This is a genomic window from Pseudomonas umsongensis (genome assembly GCF_002236105.1).
Lineage (GTDB): Bacteria > Pseudomonadota > Gammaproteobacteria > Pseudomonadales > Pseudomonadaceae > Aquipseudomonas > Aquipseudomonas umsongensis.
The window spans coordinates 410403-434442 of the sequence record NZ_NIWU01000004.1; the positions used below are offsets into that span (position 1 = coordinate 410403).

Sequence of the window (24040 nt, forward strand, 5' to 3'; positions counted from 1 at the left end):
TAGCTTGGCACGCGAAGCCTTGGACGGCAGTAGGTATGCGGTCGACTTTGGCCTGCATATTGTCGGAATCGACCGGCACAAATCCGGTAGCAAATTTAGGGAGTTCTGATGCGCGACCTGGACACGAAAGATCGCGAAATACTCGAAATCCTGTCCAGAGAGGCTCGCATTGCCCTGAAGGCCCTTGCCGCGAGAATCGGACTTTCAAGAAGCGCCACCAGCGAGCGCGTCATCAACCTTGAGCGCAATGGTGTGATCCGAGGCTATCGGGCTGATATCGGCGAAATCGATGCCAATGTGATTCGCGCGATCCTTCTCGTTAGCCTCAAGCGCACGCCCGCAATCAGCCTGCTGGACCTGCTTGCCCAGAACTCGCAGGTACGACGCGTCTCTTCGGTCAGTGGCCAGCTTGATCTGGTCATCGAGATCGAATCGCGAACGATCGATGATCTGAATCGGGTCAGAGATGCAGTAGCCAGCCACGAAACCGTTGAAGACATCACCACTGCTGTCGTGCTTCGACGCGATATTGATCGGCAGACTTCCTGATTCGTACTGGTTCGAAGTCGTGAAAGAAACTGCATCCTGATATTGGCCGAAAAACAAAGCCCTCGTAGCAATACGAGGGCTTTGTTGTTTCTGCTGTCTGGAAAACCCAGACCTTAGTGACCCGCGCTCTGCCCGCCATCAACGTGGAGGATTTCGCCAGTGACGAACTTGGCGCCGTCCAGGTACACGACCGCGTTGGCGATGTCATCGATCTCGCCCATGTGCCCGACCGGGTGCAGAGCGCCCAGTGCGGCGTGGGTTTCTTCGCCGTGCATTGGGGTCTTGATGATGCCAGGCGATACAGCATTCACCCGAATGCCGCGCTTGGCGTATTCGATGGCCAGGGATTTGGTTGCCGCGTTCAGGCCACCTTTGGTCAGCGAGGCCAGTACCGATGGCACGCCGTCGATGGCGTGGTCCACCAGGCTGGTGGTGATGTTGACCACGTGGCCGCTGCCTTGTTTTTCCATCTCGGCAATAGCCAGCTGAGTGATGTAGAAGAAGCCGTTGACGTTCACCGACAACACGTTGGCGTAGTCTTCAGCGGTGTACTGGGTGAACGGCTTGGCGATGAAGATCCCGGCGTTGTTGATCAGGGTGTCGACACGACCGAAGCGTGCGATCGCTTCACGGATTACGCGCTGTGCAGTCTCTGGCTCGCCGATGTCGCCGGCCACGGTGAGGATGTCTGGATCGGTGGATGGCTTGATCGAGCGCGAGGTCGCGACGATCTGGTAGCCGAGCTCGCGGAAGGCCTTGACCATGCCGTCGCCGAGACCTTGGGATGCGCCAGTGATGACAACGACTTTTTTCGAATTGCTCATGATGAACCTCTACTCATAAATGATGGTTTGAAAACAACTTGGTAATCAGGCTTGCGCCATTTGTCTCAACATCTGTTCGTAGTACTCGACCGACTGCGAACCGGACACCAGGTGACGGCCGTTGAGTACCAGGGCCGGGACCGAGTTGATGCCGTGCTGGTGATAGAACGCTTCAAGCTCACGCACCTCGTTGGCAAAGGCGCCCGACGCCAACACCTCGCGTGCACGGTCCTCGTCCAATCCGGCTTGACCCGCCAGCCGTACCAGCGTCTGCTGATCGCTCGGGTTCTGGCCTTCGCTGAAGTAAGCGCGAAGCAGGATCTTCTTCAGTGCCACCTGGCGTCCTTCTTCCAGCGCCCAGAGCAACAACCGGTGGGCGTCGAAGGTGTTGTAGAAGTGGGTGCGCTTCTCCAGGTCGAACTTGAAGCCGATGGCATTGCCGCGTTCGATCTGCATTGCTTTGCCATTGGCGACGTCCTGGGCGGTACGGCCGTATTTGCGCATCAAATGCTCTACGGCTTTTTCACCTTCGGCCGGCATGTTCGGGTTCAGCTCGAAAGGCTTGTAGGTCAGCTCGACCGCAACCTCACCCGCCACGTTCTCGATCGCCTGCTCCAGCGCCGTCGCCCCCAGTGCGCACCATGGGCACACCACATCGGAGACGAAATCGATGGTGACTGAAGGCGTCATGACTGCCCCTCGTCCGCCAGTTGCTTGCGGTACTGGGTGGTGGTGATCCCGGCGTAGCCCCAGTTATCGGTGTCGACTTCCTCGATCACGATGTGGGTCAGGTCAGGGCGTTTGTTGAGGACGCGTTCCAGTGTTTCAGTGATCTCGGCGATCACCTGAGCTTTCTGCTCAGTGGTAACGCCATCGCGGGTGATGCGTACGCTTACGAAAGGCATGAGGGAAACTCCAGTGACCTTCCCGTCGGGATGATGGGAGAGGCGTTGGAGCTCAATGTAGGGAGTTCGCTGGAGGGGATAAAGGTGGGGGCTGGAACATCATTAGTTACGTGGCGTAATAAGTTCCTCCGTCAACGAAGGCTCCGCCGGGAATATTCTCCGTTCGTTCTGAAGAAAAAGCCCCGAATCATTCGGGGCTTTTCATTTTCGCGAGTTAGTCGGCGTAACGTTTAAATTCATTACTGTCGCGGCTTAGCAACTGCATCAGTTTCGGATGGATAAACAGCTTTTCCTTGCCCACTTGAATCTCCTCTAACACACCAATGGTCACCAGATCTTTCAGGTGACGTGAAGCAGCCTGTCGTTGAGCAACTTTCTTGTCGACCACGTTGCTGATGCGGCAGTAGGGCTGTTCGAAGATGACGTCCAACAACTCCCGTGAGTAGGTTTTGGGTACTTGGTCACGCACAAATTGAGTGGTGTGTTCGGACAATGCGCGGATTGCGGCAATTTTGGCTGTCGTCCAACGCGCGGTTTCCTCTACTGCACTGAGCATGAACAACAGCCATGGCTCCCACGCCTGCTGGGTCGTCACCTCCAGCAAGAGTCGATAGTAATCGGCACGCTGGGCAATGATGTAGCGGCTGAGATACAGAATCGGCAGGTTCAGCAAGCCTTCCTGAATCAGAAACAGAGTATTGATGACGCGCCCGGTACGACCATTGCCGTCGACAAAAGGATGGATGGCCTCAAATTGATAATGCCCGACCGCCATGCGAACCAGTGGATCGAGATCGGTTTCGTTGTGCAGAAAGCGCTCCCAGTTGGCGAGAAGGTTGCGCAGGTGTTCTTCTCCTTCGGGCGGGGTATAGATGACCTCACCGGTCCGGTCATTGGCGAGCTGCGTGCCAGGTGTACGGCGAATATCCAGTTTCGCGCCCTTCAACGTACGGCAGATTTCCACGGCGGTGTTGGTGGATAGCGGACGTTCAGCCAAGGACTGGAAACCTTGGCTCAGCGCCGTTCGATAGCGCAGCGCCTCCTTGGTGGCCGGGTCTGCGTGGTTTTCCGTGTCTTGCGCATGCTGGAACAGCAAATCCGTGGTGGTGACGATGCTTTCTATTTCCGAGCTAGCCTTGGCTTCGAGCAACGGAATGGTATTGATCAGAACCGTCTGGTTAGGAATCAACTCTGCTGCCTGCTTCAACTCGGCCAAGGCCGTGCGTGCCTCAATACATTTTTTGAGGACTGCACGTGTTTCCAGCTCGACTCCCGGCGGCAGCAGTGGAAGCTGGTTGTATGGCCTGTCTGCCTGCCATGGCAGCAACGGTTCGGTCATGGATGCGTTCCTGATCATTTTGTATGTGTTTTGAGCAGAGATTGACCTCTCTCATGTCGCCAGTGTAGACATGAGGGCATAACGTGTCGCACTTTTCCACTTTTTGCGACACGTCCTCGGAACATGTCGCCGCGGGCGACACGTTCACAACACATGTACCCGAAATCGACTTTTGACGACATGACCCATTTAGCACACGAAAAAAAGCCCCGAACCAGTCGGGGCTTCTTCTTTTCGGCCTTGAATCAGGCCTCGATAACACAACCCATCATCAGAAAACGTTGATCGGGTAATCCACGAAAACCCGCACTTCGTTACCGCTGACGTTGTATTCGCTCGACTTCTGCGACACGCGCAGGATGGAGCTGCGCAGCTTGATGCTCAGGTCTTTGGCCGGGCCGCTTTGCACGACGTACTTGAACTGGTTGAAGATCTCGCGCTCGGTACCGCCTTCGCTGGTGGAGGTGGTGATGTTGTCACCGCGTACGTAAGCGAAGTTGTAGCTCAGGCCCGGTACACCGAAGGTGCTGAAATCCAGGCCGTAGCCCAGTTGCCAGCTGCGTTCGTCTTCGGCGTTGAAGTCCGACCAGTAGGAGTTGGCCAGGTAGATGGTGTTGCCACCGTCACCGACGCGACCTTGATCCTTCTGGTAGCCGCCGTAGGCGTAGCCCAGGTTGCTGTCGCCGGTGCTGCGCTGGTGCGCGAGGGTGAACGAGTGTGGGCCGGTGGCGAAGGTGGCTGCCAGGCTCCAGATCTTGTTGTCGTCGCCGGTGATGTTGTTGTCGCGAACGTAGGAATCTTCCAGCTTGGTGCGATAGCCGTTGAAGTCCAGGGTCAGGGACTGATCCTTGTCGAACGGGAACACGTAGTTGGCGTTCACGTATTGCTTCTTCAGCACGTCTTCGACGTCGGAGGCGTACAACGCGGCCTTGAATTGTTCGGTGAACTGGTAGCTACCACCCAACACGTTGATCGACTTCAGGCCACCGCTGTCATGACCTTCGGCGCTTTTGCGCGATTCGGCGGTGAAGCGACCGGCGTTCAGTTCCAGGCCCTTGATCTCCTTGGAGGTGATCAGGGTGCCGGTGTAGCTTTCCGGCAGCAGGCGACCGTTGTCGTAGCTCAGTACCGGCAGGACCGGCATTTGGTCGCCGTAAGTCAGCGTTGTGCTGGACAGGCGGAATTTGACCGCTGCGCCAGCTTTGGCCAGGTCGTCAGCCGGTTCGCCGCTGGCACCCTTTTTGAAAAAATCGATGCCTTGGGCGCCGCTACGGTCTTCATTGCGCTCCAGGTTGAGCGCGTACAGACCAAAGGCATCCACACCCACACCGATGGTGCCTTGGGTGAAGCCGGACGAGAACGTACCGATGGCCGCTTGGCCCCACTCGGACTTGTCCGGGTTGCCGTCTTTGTAGTCACGGTTCATATAGGCGTTGCGCAGCAGCACTTTTAGGCTGCTTTCTTCAACAAAGCCCTTGGATTCGGCCTGGTCGTTAGCCATGGCCTGCGTAGCGCTCAAAATCCCCAGAGCGATCAGGCTGATTCGCTTGTTCAACATGTTGTTTTCCTTATTACGGGTTGAAACGCGCTGTGTTGATCGGCTGAAACGGCGCTATCGCACTCTTATTTCATTCCGCAAAGAAAAAGGCCCGCCCACGATCAGTCGCGGCGGGCCTTTTTATTATTTTTCGGTCATGGCGGTCTGCCACAGGCGTTGGGCCGGATCGTAGCTGCGGGGTTAACTATATGTCAATTTCATGAATCGTCTGTAAATAGGCGTAATTCGTCTAAGAAGTGAGGTTCCTTGGCAGAAAAACTCAAACGGTTGTCCGGCGTGAAGCAACCTGCGCCCACAAAAAAAGCGCTGCCATCCTGGCAGCGCTTTTCTTTTATCAATCCATTGTTTTTCTTCTTATCCTTCCATCACATCCCATAACGCATCCAGTTCTGCCTCGCTGAATAAACCAGCGGGGTAGCGTTCGATCATCGTCCGGCGCGGATCACTTTTTGTGGTCTGACGCGTTCCTTTGGACTTGAACCAATTCGCCAGAGTCTGGAGCGATTCAGCATTTACCGCCAGGGGATGCAACGCCCGGTCGCTCACCACATTCACATCGGCGTTCATTTCAGCGCTCTCTCCTGGTTTGCGAGCGGCCTAACTTATCCAAGGTTTATGACAGAACAACTAAGTTCTCCCCCTCCCTGTTTTGCGCCATGAGCGATACAAGAGCTATGCCAAGGTGCCTGGAATGTCGACGAGCGGATACAAAAAAGCCCGCCGACCAGAAGGACTGCGGGCTCTATACCAGGCGGTGCGCGAAAACGTTTGCCTGATTTTTTTGCAATTATCTCAAGCTGTTACGAGGGCACTCATTCCTTGTGTGGTGCTGGCTGCTGTTGGGTAAGGCAGTGAATGTTACCGCCCCCCAGTAACAGTTCACGACCTGGAACCATGACCACTTCGTGCTGCGGGAACAACGTCTGCAAAATCTCTTTTGCCGGACCATCCAGCGGGTCATCGAAACTCGGGGCAATGATGCCGCCGTTGACGATCAGGAAGTTGACGTAAGAGCCGGCCAGACGCACGCTCGGGTTGCGCTCCTGAGTCCCGTCGACCGGATCGACACCGTCACATTCTTCCTCAGTCGCATACAGCGGCCCCGGAATCGGCATCTTGTGCACCGTGAACGGGCGGCCCTTGGCGTCGGTGCTATTTTGCAGCACCTTCATGGCCGCCTGGCAGCGTGGGTAGTTCGGGTCCTGTGGATCGTCTGTCCAGGCCAACAGCACTTCACCCGGACGCACATAGCAGCAGAAGTTATCCACATGGCCATCGGTTTCGTCGTTGAACAGACCGTCCGGCAGCCAGATGATCTTATCCACAGCCAGATTATCTTTCAGTACCGCTTCGATTTCTGCACGGTTCAGGTGCGGATTGCGATTTCGGTTGAGCAGGCATTCTTCAGTGGTGATCAGTGTGCCTTCGCCATCGACATGGATCGAACCGCCTTCGAGCACGAAGCCCTCGGTTCGATAACGTGGGCTGCGCTCGATTTCGAGGATCTTGCCGCCCACTTGCGAGTCGCGGTTCCACGGCGAATACAGGCCGCCGTCGAAACCACCCCACGCGTTGAAATCCCAGTTCACGCCCCGGACTTCGCCGCTGTTGTTGATGACGAAGGTCGGGCCGGTGTCCCGAACCCAGGCGTCGTCGCTGGACATCTCGACAACGCGGATATTCGGAACGTCGAGGCGTGCACGGGCGTTTTCGTATTGGCCGGCGGACACCGCTACGGTGACAGGTTCAAAACGGGCGATAGCCTTGGCCACCGCGACGTGCGCGGCTTGTGCAGGCTTGCCGCCCAGGCGCCAATTGTCCGGGCGCTCAGGCCAGATCATCCAGGTCTGGGTCTGGGGTGCCCACTCGGCCGGCATGTAGAAGCCGTCTGCGCGAGGGGTGCTTTTCAAAGTGGTCATGTCGATCAGGACTCCAGGGTACCGTCGAGGGTTTTCAGCGCGCCGTACAAGTTCGGACGACGGTCACGGAACGAGCCCCACGCGCTACGGATGTGTTCCAGTTGGTCGAGGTCGAAGGTGTGAACCAGGATGCCTTCTTCGGTTTCGTTGAGTTCCTGCACCTTCTCGCCGAACTGGTTGGCGATGAACGACGAACCATAGAAGGTAATGTCGTAGCCGTCTTGTTCTTCGTTGCCGATGCGATTACTGGCGATCAGCGGCATCAGGTTAGCGCCGGCGTGGCCCTGTTGCACGCGTTGCCAGTGATCACGGGACGAAATGGTCTTGTCGTGGGGCTCGCTGCCGATGGCAGTCGGGTAGAACAGGATTTCCGCGCCTTGCAGCGCCATGCTGCGCGCAGCCTCGGGGAACCACTGGTCCCAGCAGATGCCCACGCCGATTTTCGCGTAGCGGGTGTTCCACACCTTGAAGCCGGTATCGCCCGGGTTGAAGTAATACTTCTCGTGATAGCCAGGGCCATCCGGAATGTGGCTTTTACGATAAATCCCGAGGTTGCTGCCGTCGGCATCGATGATCGCGATGCTGTTGAACCGCGCACGGCCCGCCAGTTCGTAGAAGCTGATCGGCAACACGACTTGCAGCTCCTTGGCGACTTTCTGGAAGTGCTTGATGGCGACGTTATCTTCCACCGTTGTCGCCAGTTGCAGGTAATCCGGATTCGGCTTCTGGCAGAAGTACGGCGCTTCGAACAATTCCTGGATCAGGATGATTTGCGCGCCTTTGGCGGCGGCTTCACGGACCAGTCTTTCAGCGACCTCAATGTTGCCTTCAAGGTCCCAGGAACAGGCCATTTGCGTGGCAGCGACAGTAACGTTACGGCTCATGAAGCATCTCCGGGCAAGTGCGTGACGGTCGGGCATGGTTCATCCACACCCTGGCATTGGCGACTTTATATCCGATAAAAATCGGCTTTTGAAGCGTTTAGTTCGCATTTCGTCTTAAATACATCACTTAAACCCGATAACCATCGACTTTCACATACCCCATGTAGGAGCTGCCGCAGGCTGCGATCTTTTGATCTTCAAAGCCGTTACTGGCGCCAAAAAGTCAAAAGATCGCAGCCTGCGGCAGCTCCTACAGGGGATCAACGGTGATACTTACAGTCCTTCGCTTAGCACCTTCGAGAGCATGTCCACGAAGAAATCCACGCTCTGGCGCGAAGTGACCATCGGCGGCTTGATCTTCAGCACGTTGAGGTAATCGCCCGTCGGTTGCATGAAAATCCCCAGCTCTCGCAAGCGATCGCACAGCGCGGTGGTTTCTTCGGTGGCCGGTTCCAGGGTTTCACGGTTGCGGATCAATTCCACCCCCAGATAGAACCCGGAGCCGTGCACGGCGCCAACCAACGGATGAATATCGATCAGCGCTTCAAGCCGCTCCTTGAAGTACCCGCCAACAACCTGGGCGTTTTCCCAGAGTTTTTCCTCTTCCATCACATCCAGCACCGCCATGCCGATCTGGCAACTGACCGGGCTGCCACCGGCGGACGAAAAGAAATACCCCTCGGCCTCCAGCGCTTCGGCGATTTCCCGGCGGGTGATCACCGCGCCCAGTGGCTGGCCGTTGCCCATGCCCTTGGCCATGGTAATGATGTCCGGGACCACGCCCTGCTCTTCAAAGCCCCAGAAGAAATGCCCCATGCGCCCATAACCCACTTGCACTTCGTCGGCGATGCACACGCCGCCCTGGGCACGAACCATTGTGTAAACCTGCTGCAAATAACCCGGTGGCAGGGAGATGCCACCGGCATTGCCGTATACCGGTTCGCAAATGAACCCGGCCAGTTGACGATTTTGCCCGGCGATTTTCGCCAGGTTGTGTTCGACGCTGCGCACGTAGTCCGGCGCGCTGTCAGGGCCGCGGAATTCACCGCGATAGGTGTTCGGCGCGGTCACCGGGTGCACCCAGTCCGGGCGGCTGCTCAAGGCCTTGGGGTTGTCGGCGATCGAAGTCGATACCGCATCCGCGCCTACGGTCCAGCCGTGATAGGCCTCCAGCACGCTGAGCATGTCGCGCCCGCCGCTATAGGCCCATGCCAGGCGAATGGCCAGGTCGTTGGCCTCGCTGCCGCTGTTGACCAGGAACACCCGGTCCATGCCCTCGGGCGCCAATTTCAGCAGGCGCTCGGAGAACTCGGCCACGGCGGCATAGTTGAACCGCGAGTTGGTGTTGAGCAACGACCACTGGCGGCTGGCGACTGCCGCCATGCGCGGATGGCCGTGGCCGAGTACCGCGACGTTGTTGAGCATGTCGAGGTAAGAACGGCCCTGCATGTCGATCAGGTGGTTGCGCCAGCCGCGTTCGATGCGCGGCGGGTCGACATAATAGTGTTTTTGCGTGCGGGCGAAACTGGCGCCGCGGCGTGCCAGCAAGGTCTGTGAATCGAGTTCCTCCTGCGCATCGCAAGCCAACCCCAGAAGCATCGCGGGCGATGGGCACAGCGCTTGCCATGCGGCGGCTCGTGAAGGTGTGCAAAACAACGGCGCGCTGAACGAAGCCCCTCGGCACAGCTGCACGATCAACGGCCCGCTGACCGAGCCCAGCACCTGGCCCTTGACCAGCGCCGCGCCGCTATGCAGCGATGGCGTGACACCCCACAGCCGCACGCTCAGTTGCGGACCGTCCAGTTGCAGCACCCCGGGCATCGGCTGGTGCACCACCCCGGCGAACGGCGCTTCGACGGTCGTGCCATGGGGTACGCGCAATTCGACGTGCAGAGGGCAGGTGTCCGGCTCGCCGGCCGTGTCCGGGCGCGTGCGTGACAAACGGTATTGCCCATAACGACTGGCCGCCAGGCCGTGGACAGCGGCGGCCTCATCCAACAGGCGTTGATCGATGCCTGCCTGCTCCCAGTTACCGGCCTCGAAATGCGGGCTGAGCACGCCCAGGTCGATCAACGCAAACTCACGCCTCACCAGGCTCGGCAGCAGCGGGGCGAAGCCTTCGCTGCCAATGCCCGGCAGGCTCTGCCCGACAGCCGACAGGATGGCCGCTTCCATCAGCGCCAATGGCACCGACGTGGCCACACGGAAGATCTCCCATTCGTGGACCAGGTTGTCGCGGCTATAGGTATTGCCCGGATCGATGCTCACCTGTTGTTCACCACTGAGCACCAACACCGCCGCGCGGGCGACGATCAGCGGCCACAGCGCCAGCAGCTCTTCATGCTGCAACGGATTGACCGCGTGATACGCCTGCACCGCTGGCAAGATGCAGAACGGATCACCTTCACCATGGTGCAGCAATGCTGCACAGGTCACCGACAGGTCGGTTATGCGCCAGGTACGGATCAAGTCGCCGAAATCGATCACACCTTGCAGTTGCCAATGGCGTTGCGCATCGCGCTGCCACACCACGTTATCGTCGGTGATGTCCATGTGAATGGCTTGCACCGGCAACTTGTCTTGCAGCGGCAACAAATGGCGCTCGGCCTGCTCGGACGCTTCAACGATCAGTCGGCGCTGGGCTTCATCCTTGATCACCGGCAACAAATGCGCGATCAATGCGTGGGCGTGACGCGCGTCCCATTGCAGGGTTCGCACCAGCCCCGGATGTTCAAAATCCGCCAGTGCCAGGTCCATTTCACCGCACAGCCGCCCGAAACCGGCGACCACCGTTCGATTGAAATGCTCGAGGTGCGTCAGGGACTGTCCCTCGATGTAGTCCAGCAAACGCACATGCACCGCTTGGCCAGCGACCTCCAGGGACAACAGGTCCGCCCCGTTTTTCGCCGCGATCACACGCGGTACGTGCACATCCGGATGCTCAGCCAGGTGCTTGAGCCCGGCATGCTGGGCTTGCAACTCCAGCGCCGAATAGTCTCCCCGGCATATTTTCAGGACAAAACGCCCTTGAGCACTGTCGACGCGAAAGTTCAGATCCTGCTGGCTGCCAAGGGCCTGCAACGTTCCGTCGAACCCGTAATGCGCCTGCAAAAGCTCAAGCGCTTGCTCGGCAGAGACTTGCGGACTGGGCAAACTGGCGCGATGAATCAACGTGGCGAGCGGCATACAACGACCCCTGAAATTTTATTAGGCGCCTATATCGCCACTGCTCGGGGCGATACGCAACCCCCCTTCAGCCGGCTGGCAAGCGGCTGGATCGGTCAACTTCGAAGAAAAAAGCACACGACACTCGCCCTTACAGGCACTCTGGGCAAGAATGGCGACCATCAATGCCCATCGTTGGAGAAACCCATGAATGTTGTGACCACCGACCTGCCCGGTGTTTTGATCATCGAGCCCAAGGTTTTCGGTGACGATCGTGGTTTTTTCTACGAAAGTTTCAATGCGAAGGTTTTCAAGGAAGCCACTGGCCTGAGCACTCAATTCATTCAGGACAACCATTCGCGCTCGCAAAAAGGCGTGCTGCGCGGGCTGCATTACCAACTTGAGAATACCCAGGACAAACTGGTTCGGGTCTGTGCCGGGGAAATCCTTGATGTGGCTGTTGATGTGCGGCGCAGCTCGCCACATTTCGGCCAGTGGGTAGCCGTGCGTCTTTCTGCGCAGAACAATCGCCAACTGTGGATTCCCAAGGGTTTCGCCCACGGTTTCCTGGTGTTGAGTGAGTTCGCCGAGGTTTTGTACAAAACCACTGAGTACTACAACCCATCGGCCGAACGCAGCATTCGCTGGGACGACCCCGACCTGGCCATCGACTGGCCGCTCGATACTGCGCCGCAACTGTCGGCCAGGGACCAGGCCGCGGCATTTTTCAAGGACGCCGACGTCTTCGACTGACACACCGCTCGCACCGGCCGCAAGGTGCGCAGACTGTGTCGGCAAGCCTAGGCATAATGCACCTGTACCCACAGGCGCTCGATGCTCATGACTCCAACCCTTCCCCGCAGACCCCGCTGGCGCAGCCTGGCCCTGCTCGCACTGTGCCTAGCACCCTTACTGTGGCCGCTGGAGCACCTGGCCGAGCGCTATTACCGCAGCGAATTGGCTGGGCAGAATCGCCAGACCCTCGATCTCTACGTCGCCAACCTGCTGGGCACCCTGCATCGTTATGAAGTACTGCCGCAGATCCTCGGCGACCTGCCGGCCTTGCGCGCCGTGCTTGGCGCGCCAGACGATGGTGTCACCCAGGGCAACGCCAATCGCCTGTTGAAGAACATCAGCACCCAGACCGGCGCCGAAGTCATGTACCTGATGGACACGACGGGCAAGACCCTGGCCGCCTCCAACTGGGACAAGCACGACAGTTTCGTCGGCCGCAACTTTGCCTTCCGGCCGTACTTCAGCGAAGCCATGGCCGGGCGGCTCGGACGATTTTTCGGGCTGGGCACCACGTCCGCCAAACGGGGCTACTTCTTCGCCGCTGCCGTGCGAGAGGGCGAAAAAATCATCGGCGTGCTGGTAGTCAAGGTCGACCTCGACCACACCGAAAGCCTATGGGGCAAAACCCCGGAGCAACTGCTGCTGACCGATCACAACGGCGTGGTCATCCTCACTTCGCGGCCGGAATGGCGTTTTCGTTCGACCCGTGAGTTGAGCGAAGAAGAGCGCAAGGCCATCACCGCGATCCAGCCCTACCCCACCCGCGAACCCAAGCCGCTCAAGCTCAATCCCAACGCCTGGTTGACCCAGACTCAGCCGATCGCGGAAACCGGCTGGAACGTCAGCATCCTCGCCCCGCGCACCCTGATCGATCGTCCGGTGCGCACGGTAGTCGCCATCGGTGGCGCGACGCTGCTGGTGTTGATGCTGTTGCTCGGCCTGATGATGCAACGCCGCCGTCATTACCTGGAACGCATCGCCTTCGAAGCCAAGGCCCGGCGCGAACTGGAAGGCCGGGTGGCTGAACGTACCAGCGACCTTGAGGGCCTCAACCGCCGACTCAAACAGGAAGTGCTGGAGCGCGAGCAGGCCCAGCAAGAACTGGTTCGCGCCCAGGATGACCTGGTGCAGGCCGGCAAGCTCTCGGCGCTGGGAACGATGTCGGCGAGCATCAGCCACGAGCTCAACCAACCGCTGGCAGCCATCCGCAGCTACGCGGAAAACGCCGAAGTGTTGCTCGACCACGAGCGCACCGACGATGCCCGTGGCAACCTAAAGCTGATCAGCGAACTGACCGGACGCATGGCGTCGATCATCGCTCACCTGCGCGCCTTTGCCCGGCGCGACCGCCACGCTCCGGAAAGCGTCGCCCTGCAGCCGGCGCTGGACGATGCCCTGGCCTTGTTGGCCAAGCGTCGACGCAGTATGGAAGTCGAACTGATCCGCGACTTGCCCGCCGCCACGTTGTGGGTCGAGGCCGGAGAAACCCGGCTGCGCCAAGTGCTGGGCAACCTGCTGGCCAACGCCCTCGATGCCCTGACGGAAAAAGGTCCGCCGCGTAAACTCTGGCTGAGTGCCCAATCCACGGGCGAAGGCGTCAACCTGTACATTCGCGACAACGGCCCCGGTTTCTGCCTGGAGGCCCTGGGCCGCGCCAGCGAGCCCTTCTACACCACCAAGACCCGTACCCAAGGGCTTGGATTGGGGCTGGCGATATGCGAGACCCTGATGCGCGCCTTCGGCGGCGAACTGTCGTTCGCCAACCACAAGGAGGGCGGCGCCCTGATTACCCTGAAGCTACGCGCAGGCGCACCGGGTGTGAGCCTGCAACCGTCCGAGGACCGAAGTGCATGACCATCGACAACCGCATCCAGGTCGTGTTGATCGACGACGATCCCCACCTGCGCCAGGCCTTGAGCCAGACCCTGGACCTCGCCGGCCTGAAGATTCTGCCGCTGGCCGAAGCCAAGGGCCTGGCCGCACAACTGGAGCGCGACTGGCCAGGCGTGGTCGTCAGCGATATCCGCATGCCGGGCATGGACGGCATCGAACTGCTGACCGAGCTCCACGCCCAGGATCCGGAACTGCCGGTGCTGCTGATCACCGGCCACGGCGATGTGCCGCTGGCGGTGCAAGCCATGCGCGCCGGTGCCTATGATTTTCTGGAAAAACCCTTCGCCAGCGATGCGCTGCTCGACAGCGTGCGCCGTGCCCTGGCCTTGCGCCGACTGGTGCTGGACAACCGCAGCCTGCGCCTGGCCCTGAGCGATCGCAATGAATTGAGCACGCGCCTGGTCGGGCAGTCGCCCTCGATGCTGCGTCTGCGCGAGCAAATCGGCGCCTTGGCGGCAACTCGGGCAGACGTGCTGATCCTCGGCGAGACCGGGGCCGGTAAAGAAGTGGTTGCACGAGCCTTGCATGACCTGTCGAGTCGGCGCAGTGGTCCGTTCGTGGCGATCAACGCCGGAGCGCTGGCCGAGTCGGTGGTCGAAAGCGAGTTGTTCGGGCATGAGCCCGGTGCTTTCACGGGCGCGCAGAAACGCCGCATCGGCAAGTTCGAATTTGCCAACGGTGGCACGTTGTTTCTCGATGAGATCGAAAGCATGAGCCTGGACGTCCAGGTGAAATTGCTGCGCTTGCTGCAGGAGCGGGTGGTTGAACGCCTGGGCGGCAATCAACTGATCCCGCTGGACATCCGCATCATCGCCGCCACCAAGGAAGACCTGCGCCAGGCCGCCGATCAAGGCCGATTCCGCGCCGACTTGTACTATCGCCTGAACGTCGCGCCGTTGCGCATTCCACCGCTGCGCGAACGCGGTGAAGACGCGCTGGTGCTGTTCCAGCATTTCGCCGATGAAGCCAGCGCCCGCCATGGCTTGCCGCCCCATGAACTGCAACCCGGACAACGCGCCCTGCTGTTGCGTCACGCCTGGCCCGGCAACGTGCGCGAACTGCAGAATGCTGCCGAACGCTTCGCCCTGGGCCTGGAACTGGCGCTGGACAACAATGAGGTGCAAGGCACGGTTGGCACGACGGTAGAAATGGTCAGCGGCGGGTTGAGCGAGCAAGTGGAAAACTTCGAAAAAACCCTGATTGCCGCCGAACTGGCGCGCTCGCACAGTTCAGTGCGCAGCGTCGCCGAAGCGCTCGGCATTCCACGCAAGACCTTGCATGACAAATTGCGCAAGCACGGCCTGAGCTTCGCCGATAGTGGCACCGCCACCCATAGCGACGACCTCGATTGAGCCGCCGCCCACTTATCCACTGCAAACAAGAGGCCCCTGAATGAGCCGCGACAGTCGTCAACTGGAATCCGTCCTCCATCACGACATTCCCCTCACCCGGGACATGGGCCTGAAGGTGCTCGACTGGCACGATCAACAACTGCGCCTGTACTTGCCGCTGGACGCTAACGTCAATCACAAGAGCACCATGTTCGGTGGCAGCCTGTATTGTGGCGCGGTACTGGCCGGTTGGGGCTGGCTGCATTTGCGCCTCAAAGAAGAAGGGATAACCGACGGACACATCGTTATTCAGGAAGGGCAGATCCACTACCCGCTGCCGGTGACAGGGGATGCACATGCCATTTGCCAGGCGCCGGGTGCGCAGGTGTGGAAGAAATTCCTGGCGATGTATCAGCGATACGGACGGGCGCGGCTGGTCCTGCACACGCGGGTGGTGAACGCGGGTAGCGATGAGGATGCGGTGAAGTTTGTCGGGCAATACGTGTTGCACCGGTAAATCAAAAGATCGCAGCCTGCGGCAGCTCCTACAGGGGTTATGTGTATACCCGTAGGAGCTGCCGCAGGCTGCGATCTTTTGATTTTAATCTCGAGCCAGCGCCAACAGTTTCTCCCGCCATGCAGCCTTGGCCGGCAGTGCGAGGAAAAATTCGTTCAGCAGCGATTCCCGCGCCGGATAGCAGAACGGTGCGCCATTGAGATCCAGCACCTCGCCACCCGCCCCTTCCAGCACGCCTTGCGCCGCCGCCGTGTCCCACTGCGAAGTCGGCGCCAGCCGCGGATAACAATCCGCCGCCCCCTCGGCCAACAGGCAGAATTTCAGGGAGCTGCCGATACTGGCCAGTTCCAGTTCACCCAGGCTGGCGCTCAATCCGGCCAGCAAGCGTTCCTGCTGTGGACTGGAATGGCGACGGCTGGCCACCACGGTGAACGATTGGCCGGGGCCCGGTACATCACGCACCGAAATCGCCACGGGCGTACCCCCCTGATCGCAACGCCACGCGCCGAAACCGGCACCACCGACATAGACACGCCCGTTAGTCGGCATCGACACCACGCCGAATACCACGCGCCCCTGCTCGATCAACGCGATGTTGACGGTGAACTCTTCGCTGCCGCTGATGAATTCCTTGGTCCCGTCCAACGGATCGACCAACCACCAGCGCTGCCAACTGGCGCGAACACTCTGCGGGATGTTGGCGTCTTCTTCGGACAACACCGGAATACTCGGATCAAGCGCCGTCAGCCCGGCCAGAATCAGATGATGAGCAGCCATGTCTGCGGCAGTCACGGGTGAATCGTCAGTCTTGGCAGTCACGGCCGTGCCGACGCGCCAGAACGGCAAGATCGCCTCGCCGGCCTTCAATGCCAGCTCGACCACCGGCGCCATCAACGGATGGGGAAAATTCATGGCTGGAACACCCCGCGCTGGGTCAGCAGGTCACGGGCCAGGTACAACGCCGCCAAGGCACGGCCTTCGGTGAACTTCGGGTTCTGCGCCAGGGCCGACAATTCGCGCAGGTTGATCTTGTCCACGCCCATCGGCTCCGGCTCGTCACCTTCCAGGCGCTCTTCGTACAGGTCAGTGGCCAACACCACCTGGATTTTCTGGCTCATGTAACCAGGTGACAACGACAGCTCGGTCAGATGTTCCAACTGTCGCGCCCCATAACCTGCCTCTTCCTTGAGCTCGCGCTCGGCTGCCGCCAAAACGTCCTCGCCTGGCTCGATCAAGCCTTTAGGCAGGGATAATTCGTATGCATCGGTACCGCCGCAGTACTCTTCGACCAATACGGCATGGTCGGCATCGAGCATCGCCACGATCATCACGGCACCATAGCCTGCGCCCTTGCCGACCAATCGCTCATAGGTGCGCTCCACGCCATTGGAAAAACGCAGCTTCAGCTCCTCGACGCAGAACAAACGGCTGGTGGCGACAATCTCGCGGGCGAGGATGGTGGGTTTCTGGCGCATGAGCGGCTCCTGGGCGATAGCGGGTTACTATACCCGGCCTATCCTGATTGTTGTCCCCGGATACCTTTTTTTACCGTTGGAGAAGTTTTTATGTCCCTGCTGCCCTGGCACGACATCGATACCGTTCTGCTGGACATGGACGGCACGCTGCTGGACCTGCACTTCGACAACCATTTCTGGCTGGAGCACTTGCCCCAGCGTTATGCCGAACTGCACGGGGTGAGCCGGGCAATGGCCGAACTGGAACTGCAGCCGTTATTTGAACGCAATGCCGGTCAGCTGCAGTGGTACTGCCTGGATTTCTGGAGTACCGAACTGAAACTACCCGTGCGCGAGCTGAAACTGGAAACGGCTCATCTGATCGCCTTGCGCCCGGATGCGGACATCTTCCTGGCGGCGATCAAGCGTGCAGGCAAGCGTGTGGTGCTGATCACCAATGCGCATCGCGATTCGCTGTCATTGAAGCTGGAAAGAATCGAGCTGGCGCCGTATTTCGAGCGTTTGATCAGCTCCCACGATTACGGTTTCCCCAAGGAAAACTCGCAGTTCTGGGATGCCTTGCAGGCCGACATCGACTTCGACCCGGCGCGCAGCCTGTTTATCGACGACACACTGCCGATCCTGCGCAGTGCCCGGGAGTTCGGCGTGGCGCATTTGTTGGCGGTGAAAGAGCCGGATAGCCGCAAAGGGCCCAAGGACACGGCGGAGTTTGCGGCGGTCGAGGACTATCGGGATTTGATAACCGGCCTTTGATTTCCTGTAGGAGCTGCCGCAGGCTGCGATCTTTTGATCTTGTTTTTAAAGATCAAAGTCAAAAGATCGCAGCCTTCGGCAGCTCCTACAGGGCCTCACATTATTCAGGAATACGCAACGATTGCCCCGGATAGATCTTGTTCACATCCTTGAGCATCGGTTTGTTGGCTTCGAAGATTTTGTTGTACAGGTTGGCATTGCCGTACACGCGCAGGGAAATGGCGCTCAAGGTGTCGCCCTTCTCGACCACGACAAACTTCGCGGCCACGACCACTGGACCGGTCACGGTGATCTGGTCTTCAACACCGCTGACACCCGCCACGTTGCCCAGCGTCAGGAGAATTTTTTCCTTTTCTTCCTGCGTCTTCGCTTCGCCGCTGGCGATGACCTTATCGCCCTCGACCTTCACCTGAATCTTGGAAGTATCGATCCCCGTCAACGCACTCTGCACATGCTTGGTCAATGCCTCGCTATTGGCTTCAGCCTTGTCCGGCGTCAACGCGTCGAGGATTTTTTCACCGGCTTCTTTGAGAAAACTGAACAGGCTCATCGTTTCGCTCTCCTTGGGTTTCGGGTTCCAGACGTAAAAGCCTAGACCACGGCAGCCGTTTGCCAATCCAAACCGACCAATGACGCCGCTTGCGCTAGAATCGACCCCTTCCCGCACTCTGGAGCGAAGATGGACATCAAGCAGCTGAAATTCCTCATCGCTCTGGATGAAACCCGCCATTTCGGCCAAGCCGCCGCACGCTGCCATATTACCCAGCCGACCCTGTCCATGCGTCTGCGCAGCCTCGAGGAGGAACTCGATCTGCCGCTGGTCAATCGCGGCCAGCGCTTTGAAGGCTTTACTGCACCTGGCGAGAGGGTGCTGGCTTGGGCGCGCACCGTCTTGGCCGCCTATGACGGCTTGTACGCCGAGGCGGCGGCCTGTCGCGGCAATCTGGTCGGCACCTTGCGCCTGGGCGTGGTGCCGCTGTCGAGCTTCGATCCGTTGCCGCTGCTGCAGCGCCTGCACGCAGAACACCCGAACCTGCGCTTTGAACTCTCGGCACTGAGCTCCGAACAGATCCTCGAACAACTGGCGAACAATCGCCTGGACCTCGGCGTGTCCTACCTCGAACGCCTGGATGCCGAACGCTTTGACTCCTTCGCCTTCAGTGAAACCCGCATGGGCCTGCTCTACGATCAGCGCTTCTTTACCTTTGGCGAAGCACCGCTGAGCTGGGAATCGTTGATCGAATTGCCGCTGGGCATGCTCACCAGCGGCATGCACTTTCGCCAATCCATCGACCACAACTTCCATAGCCGCGGCCTCAACCCACAGCCTTTGTTGCAGACCGATGCCGTGCATCAACTGTTACAAGCTGTGCATGGGGGCTTGTGCTGCGCGGTGATGCCGTTGGACGGTGGACTGGAAGGGCTGACCGAGCATTTGCGCCTGCAACCGATCGAAAACGCCCAAACCCTCGGCCGGCTGGGCCTGATCATGCGCCGCAGCGCGCCACGTTCGGCCTTGGCTGAAGCGTGTTTCGCGGTTTATCAACAATCATTGATCGGCGCTTGATCGACGACATCTATCGGCAGATCAGTAATAGCGATTAGACGTGGCAAGTTGCCGCGCCTAGTCTTAAAGCTGATCAATCCCTCGGTGATGCCATGAACGCCAAGCGCCCAGCCTGCGCGGCGCCTGCCCTTGAAACGCCTGCGCCCGCCGCCAGCCACACCTACAGCTACAGCAACCTTGAGCACACGGAGTCAGCCAGCACCGCGCTGGCCGAGGAAGTCGCGCTGGCGATTGCCTTTAACGGTATCAGCCAGGCGGTGATGCTGGTGACGCCCACCGACCTTGAAGATTTCATCGTCGGCTTCAGCCTGGGCAGCGGCATTATCCAGGACGCCTCGGATATCTATGACCTGCAACTCAGCGGCTCGGGCTCAGCGCAGTACGCGCAGGTGACCATCGCCAATCGCGCGTTCTGGAACCTCAAGCAACAGCGTCGGCAGCTGGCCGGTACCAGCGGTTGCGGCCTTTGCGGTGTTGAAGCGGTGGAGCAGGCATTGCCCGAGCTCGAAGTATTGCCCGGCGCGCCCCTGCCACCGGCTGAATGGCTGGAGGGCCTGCGCCAGCGCATCGGCGCGTTCCAGCCGCTTGGCCAACACTGCGGGGCGGTGCACGCGGCCGTGTTCATGAACGACCAAGGCCAACTGTTGCTGGGTCGCGAAGATATCGGCCGGCACAACGCGCTGGATAAATTGATCGGCGGCTTGGTCCGCCAAAACATTTCGACGGCTGGCGGACTGGCGATTGTCACCAGTCGATGCAGCCTCGAATTGATCCAGAAAGTCTTGCGCGCCGGCATCCAGACGCTGGTCAGCCTATCGTCGCCCACCGGGCTCGCCGTGCAATGGGCCCGTCGCCACAACCTCAATCTCATTCATCTGCCACAAAAGAATGCGCCGCGGGTCTACAGCCCAGCGTTGGAGAACCAAGCGTGAGTCAACACCGTCAAGCCGACCAGACACCCGTTCCTCGATACAAGCCATACAAAGGCGCCGCCGGAGGCTGGGGCGCACTGATCAGTGTCGCCCAGGCCTGGTTGACCAGCGACAACGCGCTGAAAAACCTGCGCATGATGCTCAAGACCAACAAGAACGGCGGCTTCGACTGCCCCGGTTGCGCCTGGGGCGATTCCAATGAAGGCGGCATGGTGATGTTCTGCGAGAACGGCGCCAAGGCGGTGAACTGGGAAGCGACCAAGCGCCGCGTCGATGCCAAGTTTTTCGCCAGGCACAGCGTCACGTCGTTGCTCGAACAAAGCGACTACTGGCTTGAGTATCAGGGTCGGCTGACCGAGCCGATGAGCTATGACGCAGAGACCGACCGCTACAAGCCGATCAGTTGGGACGCCGCCTTTGCGCTGATCGCCAAACATCTGAACGGCTTGTCGAGCCCGAATCAGGCCGAGTTCTACACCTCGGGCCGGGCCAGTAACGAAGCAGCCTTTTTGTACCAGCTGTTCGTGCGCGCCTACGGCACCAACAACTTCCCTGATTGTTCGAACATGTGCCACGAGGCTAGCGGCGTGGCATTGGCGCAAAGTGTCGGCGTCGGCAAAGGCACCGTCACCTTCGACGATTTCGAACACGCCGATGCCATTTTCGTCTGGGGCCAGAACCCCGGCACCAACCATCCACGGATGCTCGAACCGTTGCGAGAGGCAGTGAAACGCGGCGCCCAGGTGGTGTGCATCAACCCGCTTAAAGAGCGCGGCCTGGAACGCTTCCAGCACCCGCAACACGCGATTGAAATGCTTACCAACGGCGACAAACCGACCAATACCGCGTTCTTCCGACCGGCATTGGGCGGCGACATGGCGATCATGCGTGGCATGGCCAAATTCCTGCTGCAATGGGAGCGCGACGCACAGAAAGCGGGCGAGCCTGCGGTGTTCGATCACGCCTTCCTCAATGAACACAGTGTCAATGTCCTGGACTACCTGGCCACCATCGACGACACCCCATGGCAACAGATCGTCGAGCAATCCGGCCTGCCTCTGGTGGAAATCGAGCAAGCGGCGCGCATGTACGCCAAGGGCAAGAACGTCATCATGTGCTGGGCCATGGGGATCACCCAGCATCGCCATTCGGTAGCGACCATCCAGGAAATCGCCAACCTGATGTTGCTGCGCGGCAACATCGGTCGGCCGGGCGCCGGCCTGTGCCCGGTGCGTGGCCACAGCAACGTGCAGGGCGACCGGACCATGGGCATCAACGAACGGCCACCCACGGCGTTCCTCGATGCCCTTGAACGACGCTTCCAGTTCAAGGTGCCGCGCGAAAACGGCCACAACGTGGTCGAGGCGATTCATGCCATGGCCGAAGGTCGGGCCAAGGTTTTCATCGGCCTGGGCGGCAACTTCGCCCAAGCCACTCCGGACAGCCCGCGCACCTTCCAGGCCCTGCGTAACTGCGACCTGACCGTGCAGATCAGCACCAAGCTCAACCGCAGCCACCTGACTCACGGTAAAGACGCCCTGATCCTGCCGTGCCTGGGCCGGACCGATATCGACCGGCAAACCCAAGGTCCTCAAGCGGTGACCGTCGAAGACTCGTTCAGCATGGTCCACGCCTCCAATGGCCAGCTGGAGCCGCTCTCGCAGCAGATGCGTTCGGAGCCAGCGATCCTGGCAGGCATCGCGGCAGCCACGCTGGGCAACCAGCCAGTGGACTGGAACTGGCTGGTGGCAGACTACAGCCGCATCCGCGACTTGATTGCCGATACCATTCCCGGCTTCAAGGACTTCAACGAGAGAGTCAAGAACCCGGGCGGGTTCTACCTGGGCAACAGCGCCGGTGCGCGCAAGTGGAACACTGCATCAGGCCGGGCCAATTTCCGCCCAAATGCGTTGCCCAAGGACCTGGTGCATGAGCGCACCCGTGCTACCGGTGTGTTGCCGGACCTGATCATGCAATCGATGCGCTCCCACGATCAGTACAACACCACGATCTATGGCCTCAATGACCGTTATCGCGGAGTGAAGGGGCAGCGTGACGTGCTGTTTGTCAACGAAGCCGACATCATTCGCCTGGGCTTCAAGCCGGGGCAGAAGGCCGATATCGTTTCAATCTGGGATGACGGACTTGAGCGCCGGGTGAAAGGCTTCACGCTGCTGGCATTTGATATTCCAGCGGGGCAAGCAGCGGCGTACTATCCGGAAGTGAACCCGCTGGTGCCGTTGGAAAGCACCGGGGATGGCAGCCATACACCGACATCCAAGTTCGTGGCGATCCGGCTGGAAGCGGCGAGTGAGACCGGATTGATCATGGCAAAGTCTGCTTAAAGCAAAATCAAAAGATCGCAGCCTTCGGTAGCTCCTACGCCGATCTCTGCAGGAGCTGCCGCAGGCTGCGATCTTTTAGCCGTGTCGCTGGCAAAACAATTTCCAAACGCCCACAAAAAAGGCCGTTTCCTCATGAAAACGGCCTATCCGAAGTAATAAAAGACCGGCGAAAAACCATTAAGTTCCGCCCAAAAAACAGTAACTTATAGAAATGTGCTGAAGTCGTGTTACTCGTCGGATTTCGATTGTCACACCCCTTACACAGCCTCAGGATCGCGTCGTCATCCCCTTGAGGTTCCTCCATGAAGTTCTCCTCGATTCTCTTGTTGTCCCTTGGCCTGGTCAGTGGCATGGCCTCCGCTGGCGGCACCACCGAAGCAGGTGTGGGCGGCGCATTGGGCGGGGTTTTGGGCTCAGTCGTCGGCCAATCGCTTGGCGGCAGTACAGGTTCCACTATCGGCGCGGCCCTGGGTGGCGCGGGTGGTAGCGCAGTTGGCGCAGACAAACGCAGCCGTGGCGAAGCGGCCATTGGCGGTGCGTTGGGCGCAGCAGGCGGTAACGTGGTCGGTCGCAGCATGGGCGGCACCACGGGCAGCCTGATCGGCTCCGCAGCAGGCGGCGGCGCCGGTGGCGCGCTGGGCAACTACATGGGCAACAAGGCCGATGATGATGACGACGATGATCGTCGCTACCGTGGTCATGATGATCGTCGTTACTACCGTGACGGCCACCCAGGTCGCGGTCATGCCTATGGCCATCGCAAGCATCACAAGTACTACCGCCATCGTCACTGATCCCGAAAGGGTTCACTGACAGATAAAAATCGCAGCCCGAGGGCTGCGATTTTTTTTGCCTGGTTTAAACCACCAGACACTCCAATGCGTTGCGCAACCCGGCCGGAATCGCCACCGGCTGATTCGATGCCCGGTCGACAAACACATGCACGAAGCGCCCGGCTGCGCAGGCCTCGTCTTCCCCTTGCTTGAACACTGCCAACTCGTACTGCACCGAGCTGTTGCCCAACTTGCCGACCCGCAAGCCGACCTCGATCCGGTCCGGGAAGGCGATGGAAGCAAAGTAGTCGCAGGCTGAACTCACCACGAAACCCACTACCTCGCCATCGTGTATATCCAGGCCACCGACTTCGATCAGGTAGGTGTTCACCGCCGTGTCGAAAAAACTGTAGTAGGTGACGTTGTTGACGTGACCATAGGCATCGTTGTCGTGCCAGCGTGTGGTGATGGGTTGGAAGTGTGGATAGTCGCAGCGTTGGGGCATTGGTGTGGATT

The 24040-nt window shown here is 59.6% G+C and carries 23 protein-coding genes; 10 read left to right on the top strand and 13 right to left on the bottom strand.

The window, feature by feature from the left end; translation table 11 throughout:
- Positions 1-108: 108 nt before the first annotated feature.
- Positions 109-549, top strand: coding sequence for an Lrp/AsnC family transcriptional regulator (locus tag PSUM_RS21600; RefSeq protein WP_033040011.1), 441 nt, complete (start codon positions 109-111; stop codon positions 547-549).
- A 113-nt stretch (positions 550-662) separates the two neighbouring features.
- Here the strand turns inward: PSUM_RS21600 and PSUM_RS21605 are convergent, their stop codons facing one another.
- The 9 genes from PSUM_RS21605 to PSUM_RS21645 form a co-directional block, all read right to left on the bottom strand.
- The gene (locus PSUM_RS21605) at positions 663-1373 is read right to left on the bottom strand and encodes an SDR family NAD(P)-dependent oxidoreductase (RefSeq protein ID WP_020795757.1); all 711 of its coding nucleotides are present in this window, start codon (positions 1371-1373) and stop codon (positions 663-665) included.
- A 45-nt stretch (positions 1374-1418) separates the two neighbouring features.
- On the bottom strand, positions 1419-2063 hold the full coding sequence (locus PSUM_RS21610; RefSeq protein ID WP_083349998.1) for a DsbA family oxidoreductase: 645 nt from the start codon (positions 2061-2063) through the stop codon (positions 1419-1421).
- On the bottom strand, positions 2060-2278 hold the full coding sequence (locus PSUM_RS21615; protein WP_020795759.1) for a tautomerase family protein: 219 nt from the start codon (positions 2276-2278) through the stop codon (positions 2060-2062). Before PSUM_RS21615 ends, PSUM_RS21610 begins: the two co-directional genes overlap by 4 nt.
- Before the next feature lie 214 nt (positions 2279-2492).
- Complete coding sequence (gene fic, locus PSUM_RS21620) at positions 2493-3617, bottom strand: protein adenylyltransferase Fic (RefSeq protein WP_083349997.1); 1125 nt, start codon at positions 3615-3617, stop codon at positions 2493-2495.
- Positions 3618-3888: 271 nt separating this feature from the next.
- Complete coding sequence (locus tag PSUM_RS21625; RefSeq protein WP_020795761.1) at positions 3889-5175, bottom strand: OprD family porin; 1287 nt, start codon at positions 5173-5175, stop codon at positions 3889-3891.
- A gap of 354 nt (positions 5176-5529) precedes the next feature.
- Positions 5530-5742: a hypothetical protein gene (locus tag PSUM_RS21630; RefSeq protein WP_020795763.1), complete on the bottom strand. Its 213-nt coding sequence runs from the start codon at positions 5740-5742 to the stop codon at positions 5530-5532.
- A gap of 245 nt (positions 5743-5987) precedes the next feature.
- Entirely contained in the window at positions 5988-7094 is a 1107-nt protein-coding gene (gene aguA / locus PSUM_RS21635; RefSeq protein WP_020795764.1) for an agmatine deiminase, read from the bottom strand.
- A gap of 5 nt (positions 7095-7099) precedes the next feature.
- A complete protein-coding gene (aguB, locus tag PSUM_RS21640; protein ID WP_020795765.1) occupies positions 7100-7978 on the bottom strand; it encodes an N-carbamoylputrescine amidase in 879 nt (292 codons plus the stop codon).
- A gap of 273 nt (positions 7979-8251) precedes the next feature.
- Complete coding sequence (locus tag PSUM_RS21645) at positions 8252-11164, bottom strand: aminotransferase (protein WP_083349996.1); 2913 nt, start codon at positions 11162-11164, stop codon at positions 8252-8254.
- Between the two features lie 186 nt (positions 11165-11350).
- On the opposite strand from PSUM_RS21645, the gene rfbC reads away from it, so the two are divergent.
- The 4 genes from rfbC (at position 11351) to PSUM_RS21665 (ending at position 15679) form a co-directional block, all read left to right on the top strand.
- Positions 11351-11896 (top strand): dTDP-4-dehydrorhamnose 3,5-epimerase, encoded by a 546-nt coding sequence (gene rfbC, locus PSUM_RS21650; RefSeq protein WP_020795768.1) that lies wholly within the window; start codon positions 11351-11353, stop codon positions 11894-11896.
- An 87-nt stretch (positions 11897-11983) separates the two neighbouring features.
- The gene (locus PSUM_RS21655) at positions 11984-13792 is read left to right on the top strand and encodes a sensor histidine kinase (protein WP_033040185.1); all 1809 of its coding nucleotides are present in this window, start codon (positions 11984-11986) and stop codon (positions 13790-13792) included.
- Complete coding sequence (locus PSUM_RS21660) at positions 13789-15183, top strand: sigma-54-dependent transcriptional regulator (RefSeq protein WP_020795770.1); 1395 nt, start codon at positions 13789-13791, stop codon at positions 15181-15183. Before PSUM_RS21655 ends, PSUM_RS21660 begins: the two co-directional genes overlap by 4 nt.
- Before the next feature lie 40 nt (positions 15184-15223).
- Complete coding sequence (locus PSUM_RS21665) at positions 15224-15679, top strand: YiiD C-terminal domain-containing protein (protein WP_020795771.1); 456 nt, start codon at positions 15224-15226, stop codon at positions 15677-15679.
- Positions 15680-15763: 84 nt separating this feature from the next.
- Here the strand turns inward: PSUM_RS21665 and cysQ are convergent, their stop codons facing one another.
- Both cysQ and nudE read right to left on the bottom strand, forming a co-directional pair.
- Positions 15764-16591 carry a 3'(2'),5'-bisphosphate nucleotidase CysQ gene (gene cysQ, locus PSUM_RS21670; RefSeq protein ID WP_020795772.1) on the bottom strand — a complete coding sequence of 276 codons (828 nt, stop codon included), beginning with the start codon at positions 16589-16591 and terminating at the stop codon, positions 15764-15766.
- Positions 16588-17154 carry an ADP compounds hydrolase NudE gene (gene nudE, locus PSUM_RS21675; RefSeq protein WP_020795773.1) on the bottom strand — a complete coding sequence of 189 codons (567 nt, stop codon included), beginning with the start codon at positions 17152-17154 and terminating at the stop codon, positions 16588-16590. The genes cysQ and nudE overlap by 4 nt, the downstream gene beginning before the upstream one ends.
- A gap of 90 nt (positions 17155-17244) precedes the next feature.
- On the opposite strand from nudE, the gene yrfG reads away from it, so the two are divergent.
- A complete protein-coding gene (gene yrfG, locus PSUM_RS21680; protein WP_083349995.1) occupies positions 17245-17907 on the top strand; it encodes a GMP/IMP nucleotidase in 663 nt (220 codons plus the stop codon).
- Between the two features lie 100 nt (positions 17908-18007).
- Here yrfG and lysM read toward each other — a convergent pair whose 3' ends face one another.
- Positions 18008-18457 (bottom strand): peptidoglycan-binding protein LysM, encoded by a 450-nt coding sequence (gene lysM / locus PSUM_RS21685; protein ID WP_020795775.1) that lies wholly within the window; start codon positions 18455-18457, stop codon positions 18008-18010.
- 129 nt (positions 18458-18586) lie between these two features.
- On the opposite strand from lysM, the gene PSUM_RS21690 reads away from it, so the two are divergent.
- From PSUM_RS21690 to PSUM_RS21705, 4 genes are all read left to right on the top strand, one after another.
- Positions 18587-19474 (top strand): LysR family transcriptional regulator, encoded by an 888-nt coding sequence (locus PSUM_RS21690; protein WP_033044281.1) that lies wholly within the window; start codon positions 18587-18589, stop codon positions 19472-19474.
- A gap of 92 nt (positions 19475-19566) precedes the next feature.
- The gene (fdhD, locus tag PSUM_RS21695) at positions 19567-20406 is read left to right on the top strand and encodes a formate dehydrogenase accessory sulfurtransferase FdhD (RefSeq protein ID WP_033044278.1); all 840 of its coding nucleotides are present in this window, start codon (positions 19567-19569) and stop codon (positions 20404-20406) included.
- The gene (locus tag PSUM_RS21700) at positions 20403-22751 is read left to right on the top strand and encodes an FdhF/YdeP family oxidoreductase (RefSeq protein WP_033044276.1); all 2349 of its coding nucleotides are present in this window, start codon (positions 20403-20405) and stop codon (positions 22749-22751) included. Before fdhD ends, PSUM_RS21700 begins: the two co-directional genes overlap by 4 nt.
- 302 nt (positions 22752-23053) lie before the next feature.
- Entirely contained in the window at positions 23054-23545 is a 492-nt protein-coding gene (locus PSUM_RS21705; RefSeq protein ID WP_020795780.1) for a glycine zipper domain-containing protein, read from the top strand.
- Between the two features lie 64 nt (positions 23546-23609).
- Here the strand turns inward: PSUM_RS21705 and PSUM_RS21710 are convergent, their stop codons facing one another.
- On the bottom strand, positions 23610-24029 hold the full coding sequence (locus PSUM_RS21710; RefSeq protein ID WP_020795781.1) for an acyl-CoA thioesterase: 420 nt from the start codon (positions 24027-24029) through the stop codon (positions 23610-23612).
- Positions 24030-24040 lie beyond the last annotated feature (11 nt).

Excerpts from the sequence above, each read along its gene's own strand:
- PSUM_RS21600 (WP_033040011.1), top strand. The coding sequence starts at position 109 with ATGCGCGACCTGGACACGAAAGATCGCGAAATACTCGAAATCCTGTCC.
- PSUM_RS21605 (WP_020795757.1), bottom strand. The coding sequence starts at position 1,373 with ATGAGCAATTCGAAAAAAGTCGTTGTCATCACTGGCGCATCCCAAGGT.
- PSUM_RS21610 (WP_083349998.1), bottom strand. The coding sequence starts at position 2,063 with ATGACGCCTTCAGTCACCATCGATTTCGTCTCCGATGTGGTGTGCCCA.
- PSUM_RS21615 (WP_020795759.1), bottom strand. The coding sequence starts at position 2,278 with ATGCCTTTCGTAAGCGTACGCATCACCCGCGATGGCGTTACCACTGAG.
- fic (WP_083349997.1), bottom strand. The coding sequence starts at position 3,617 with ATGACCGAACCGTTGCTGCCATGGCAGGCAGACAGGCCATACAACCAG.
- PSUM_RS21625 (WP_020795761.1), bottom strand. The coding sequence starts at position 5,175 with ATGTTGAACAAGCGAATCAGCCTGATCGCTCTGGGGATTTTGAGCGCT.
- PSUM_RS21630 (WP_020795763.1), bottom strand. The coding sequence starts at position 5,742 with ATGAACGCCGATGTGAATGTGGTGAGCGACCGGGCGTTGCATCCCCTG.
- aguA (WP_020795764.1), bottom strand. The coding sequence starts at position 7,094 with ATGACCACTTTGAAAAGCACCCCTCGCGCAGACGGCTTCTACATGCCG.
- aguB (WP_020795765.1), bottom strand. The coding sequence starts at position 7,978 with ATGAGCCGTAACGTTACTGTCGCTGCCACGCAAATGGCCTGTTCCTGG.
- PSUM_RS21645 (WP_083349996.1), bottom strand. The coding sequence starts at position 11,164 with ATGCCGCTCGCCACGTTGATTCATCGCGCCAGTTTGCCCAGTCCGCAA.
- rfbC (WP_020795768.1), top strand. The coding sequence starts at position 11,351 with ATGAATGTTGTGACCACCGACCTGCCCGGTGTTTTGATCATCGAGCCC.
- PSUM_RS21655 (WP_033040185.1), top strand. The coding sequence starts at position 11,984 with ATGACTCCAACCCTTCCCCGCAGACCCCGCTGGCGCAGCCTGGCCCTG.
- PSUM_RS21660 (WP_020795770.1), top strand. The coding sequence starts at position 13,789 with ATGACCATCGACAACCGCATCCAGGTCGTGTTGATCGACGACGATCCC.
- PSUM_RS21665 (WP_020795771.1), top strand. The coding sequence starts at position 15,224 with ATGAGCCGCGACAGTCGTCAACTGGAATCCGTCCTCCATCACGACATT.
- cysQ (WP_020795772.1), bottom strand. The coding sequence starts at position 16,591 with ATGAATTTTCCCCATCCGTTGATGGCGCCGGTGGTCGAGCTGGCATTG.
- nudE (WP_020795773.1), bottom strand. The coding sequence starts at position 17,154 with ATGCGCCAGAAACCCACCATCCTCGCCCGCGAGATTGTCGCCACCAGC.
- yrfG (WP_083349995.1), top strand. The coding sequence starts at position 17,245 with ATGTCCCTGCTGCCCTGGCACGACATCGATACCGTTCTGCTGGACATG.
- lysM (WP_020795775.1), bottom strand. The coding sequence starts at position 18,457 with ATGAGCCTGTTCAGTTTTCTCAAAGAAGCCGGTGAAAAAATCCTCGAC.
- PSUM_RS21690 (WP_033044281.1), top strand. The coding sequence starts at position 18,587 with ATGGACATCAAGCAGCTGAAATTCCTCATCGCTCTGGATGAAACCCGC.
- fdhD (WP_033044278.1), top strand. The coding sequence starts at position 19,567 with ATGAACGCCAAGCGCCCAGCCTGCGCGGCGCCTGCCCTTGAAACGCCT.
- PSUM_RS21705 (WP_020795780.1), top strand. The coding sequence starts at position 23,054 with ATGAAGTTCTCCTCGATTCTCTTGTTGTCCCTTGGCCTGGTCAGTGGC.
- PSUM_RS21710 (WP_020795781.1), bottom strand. The coding sequence starts at position 24,029 with ATGCCCCAACGCTGCGACTATCCACACTTCCAACCCATCACCACACGC.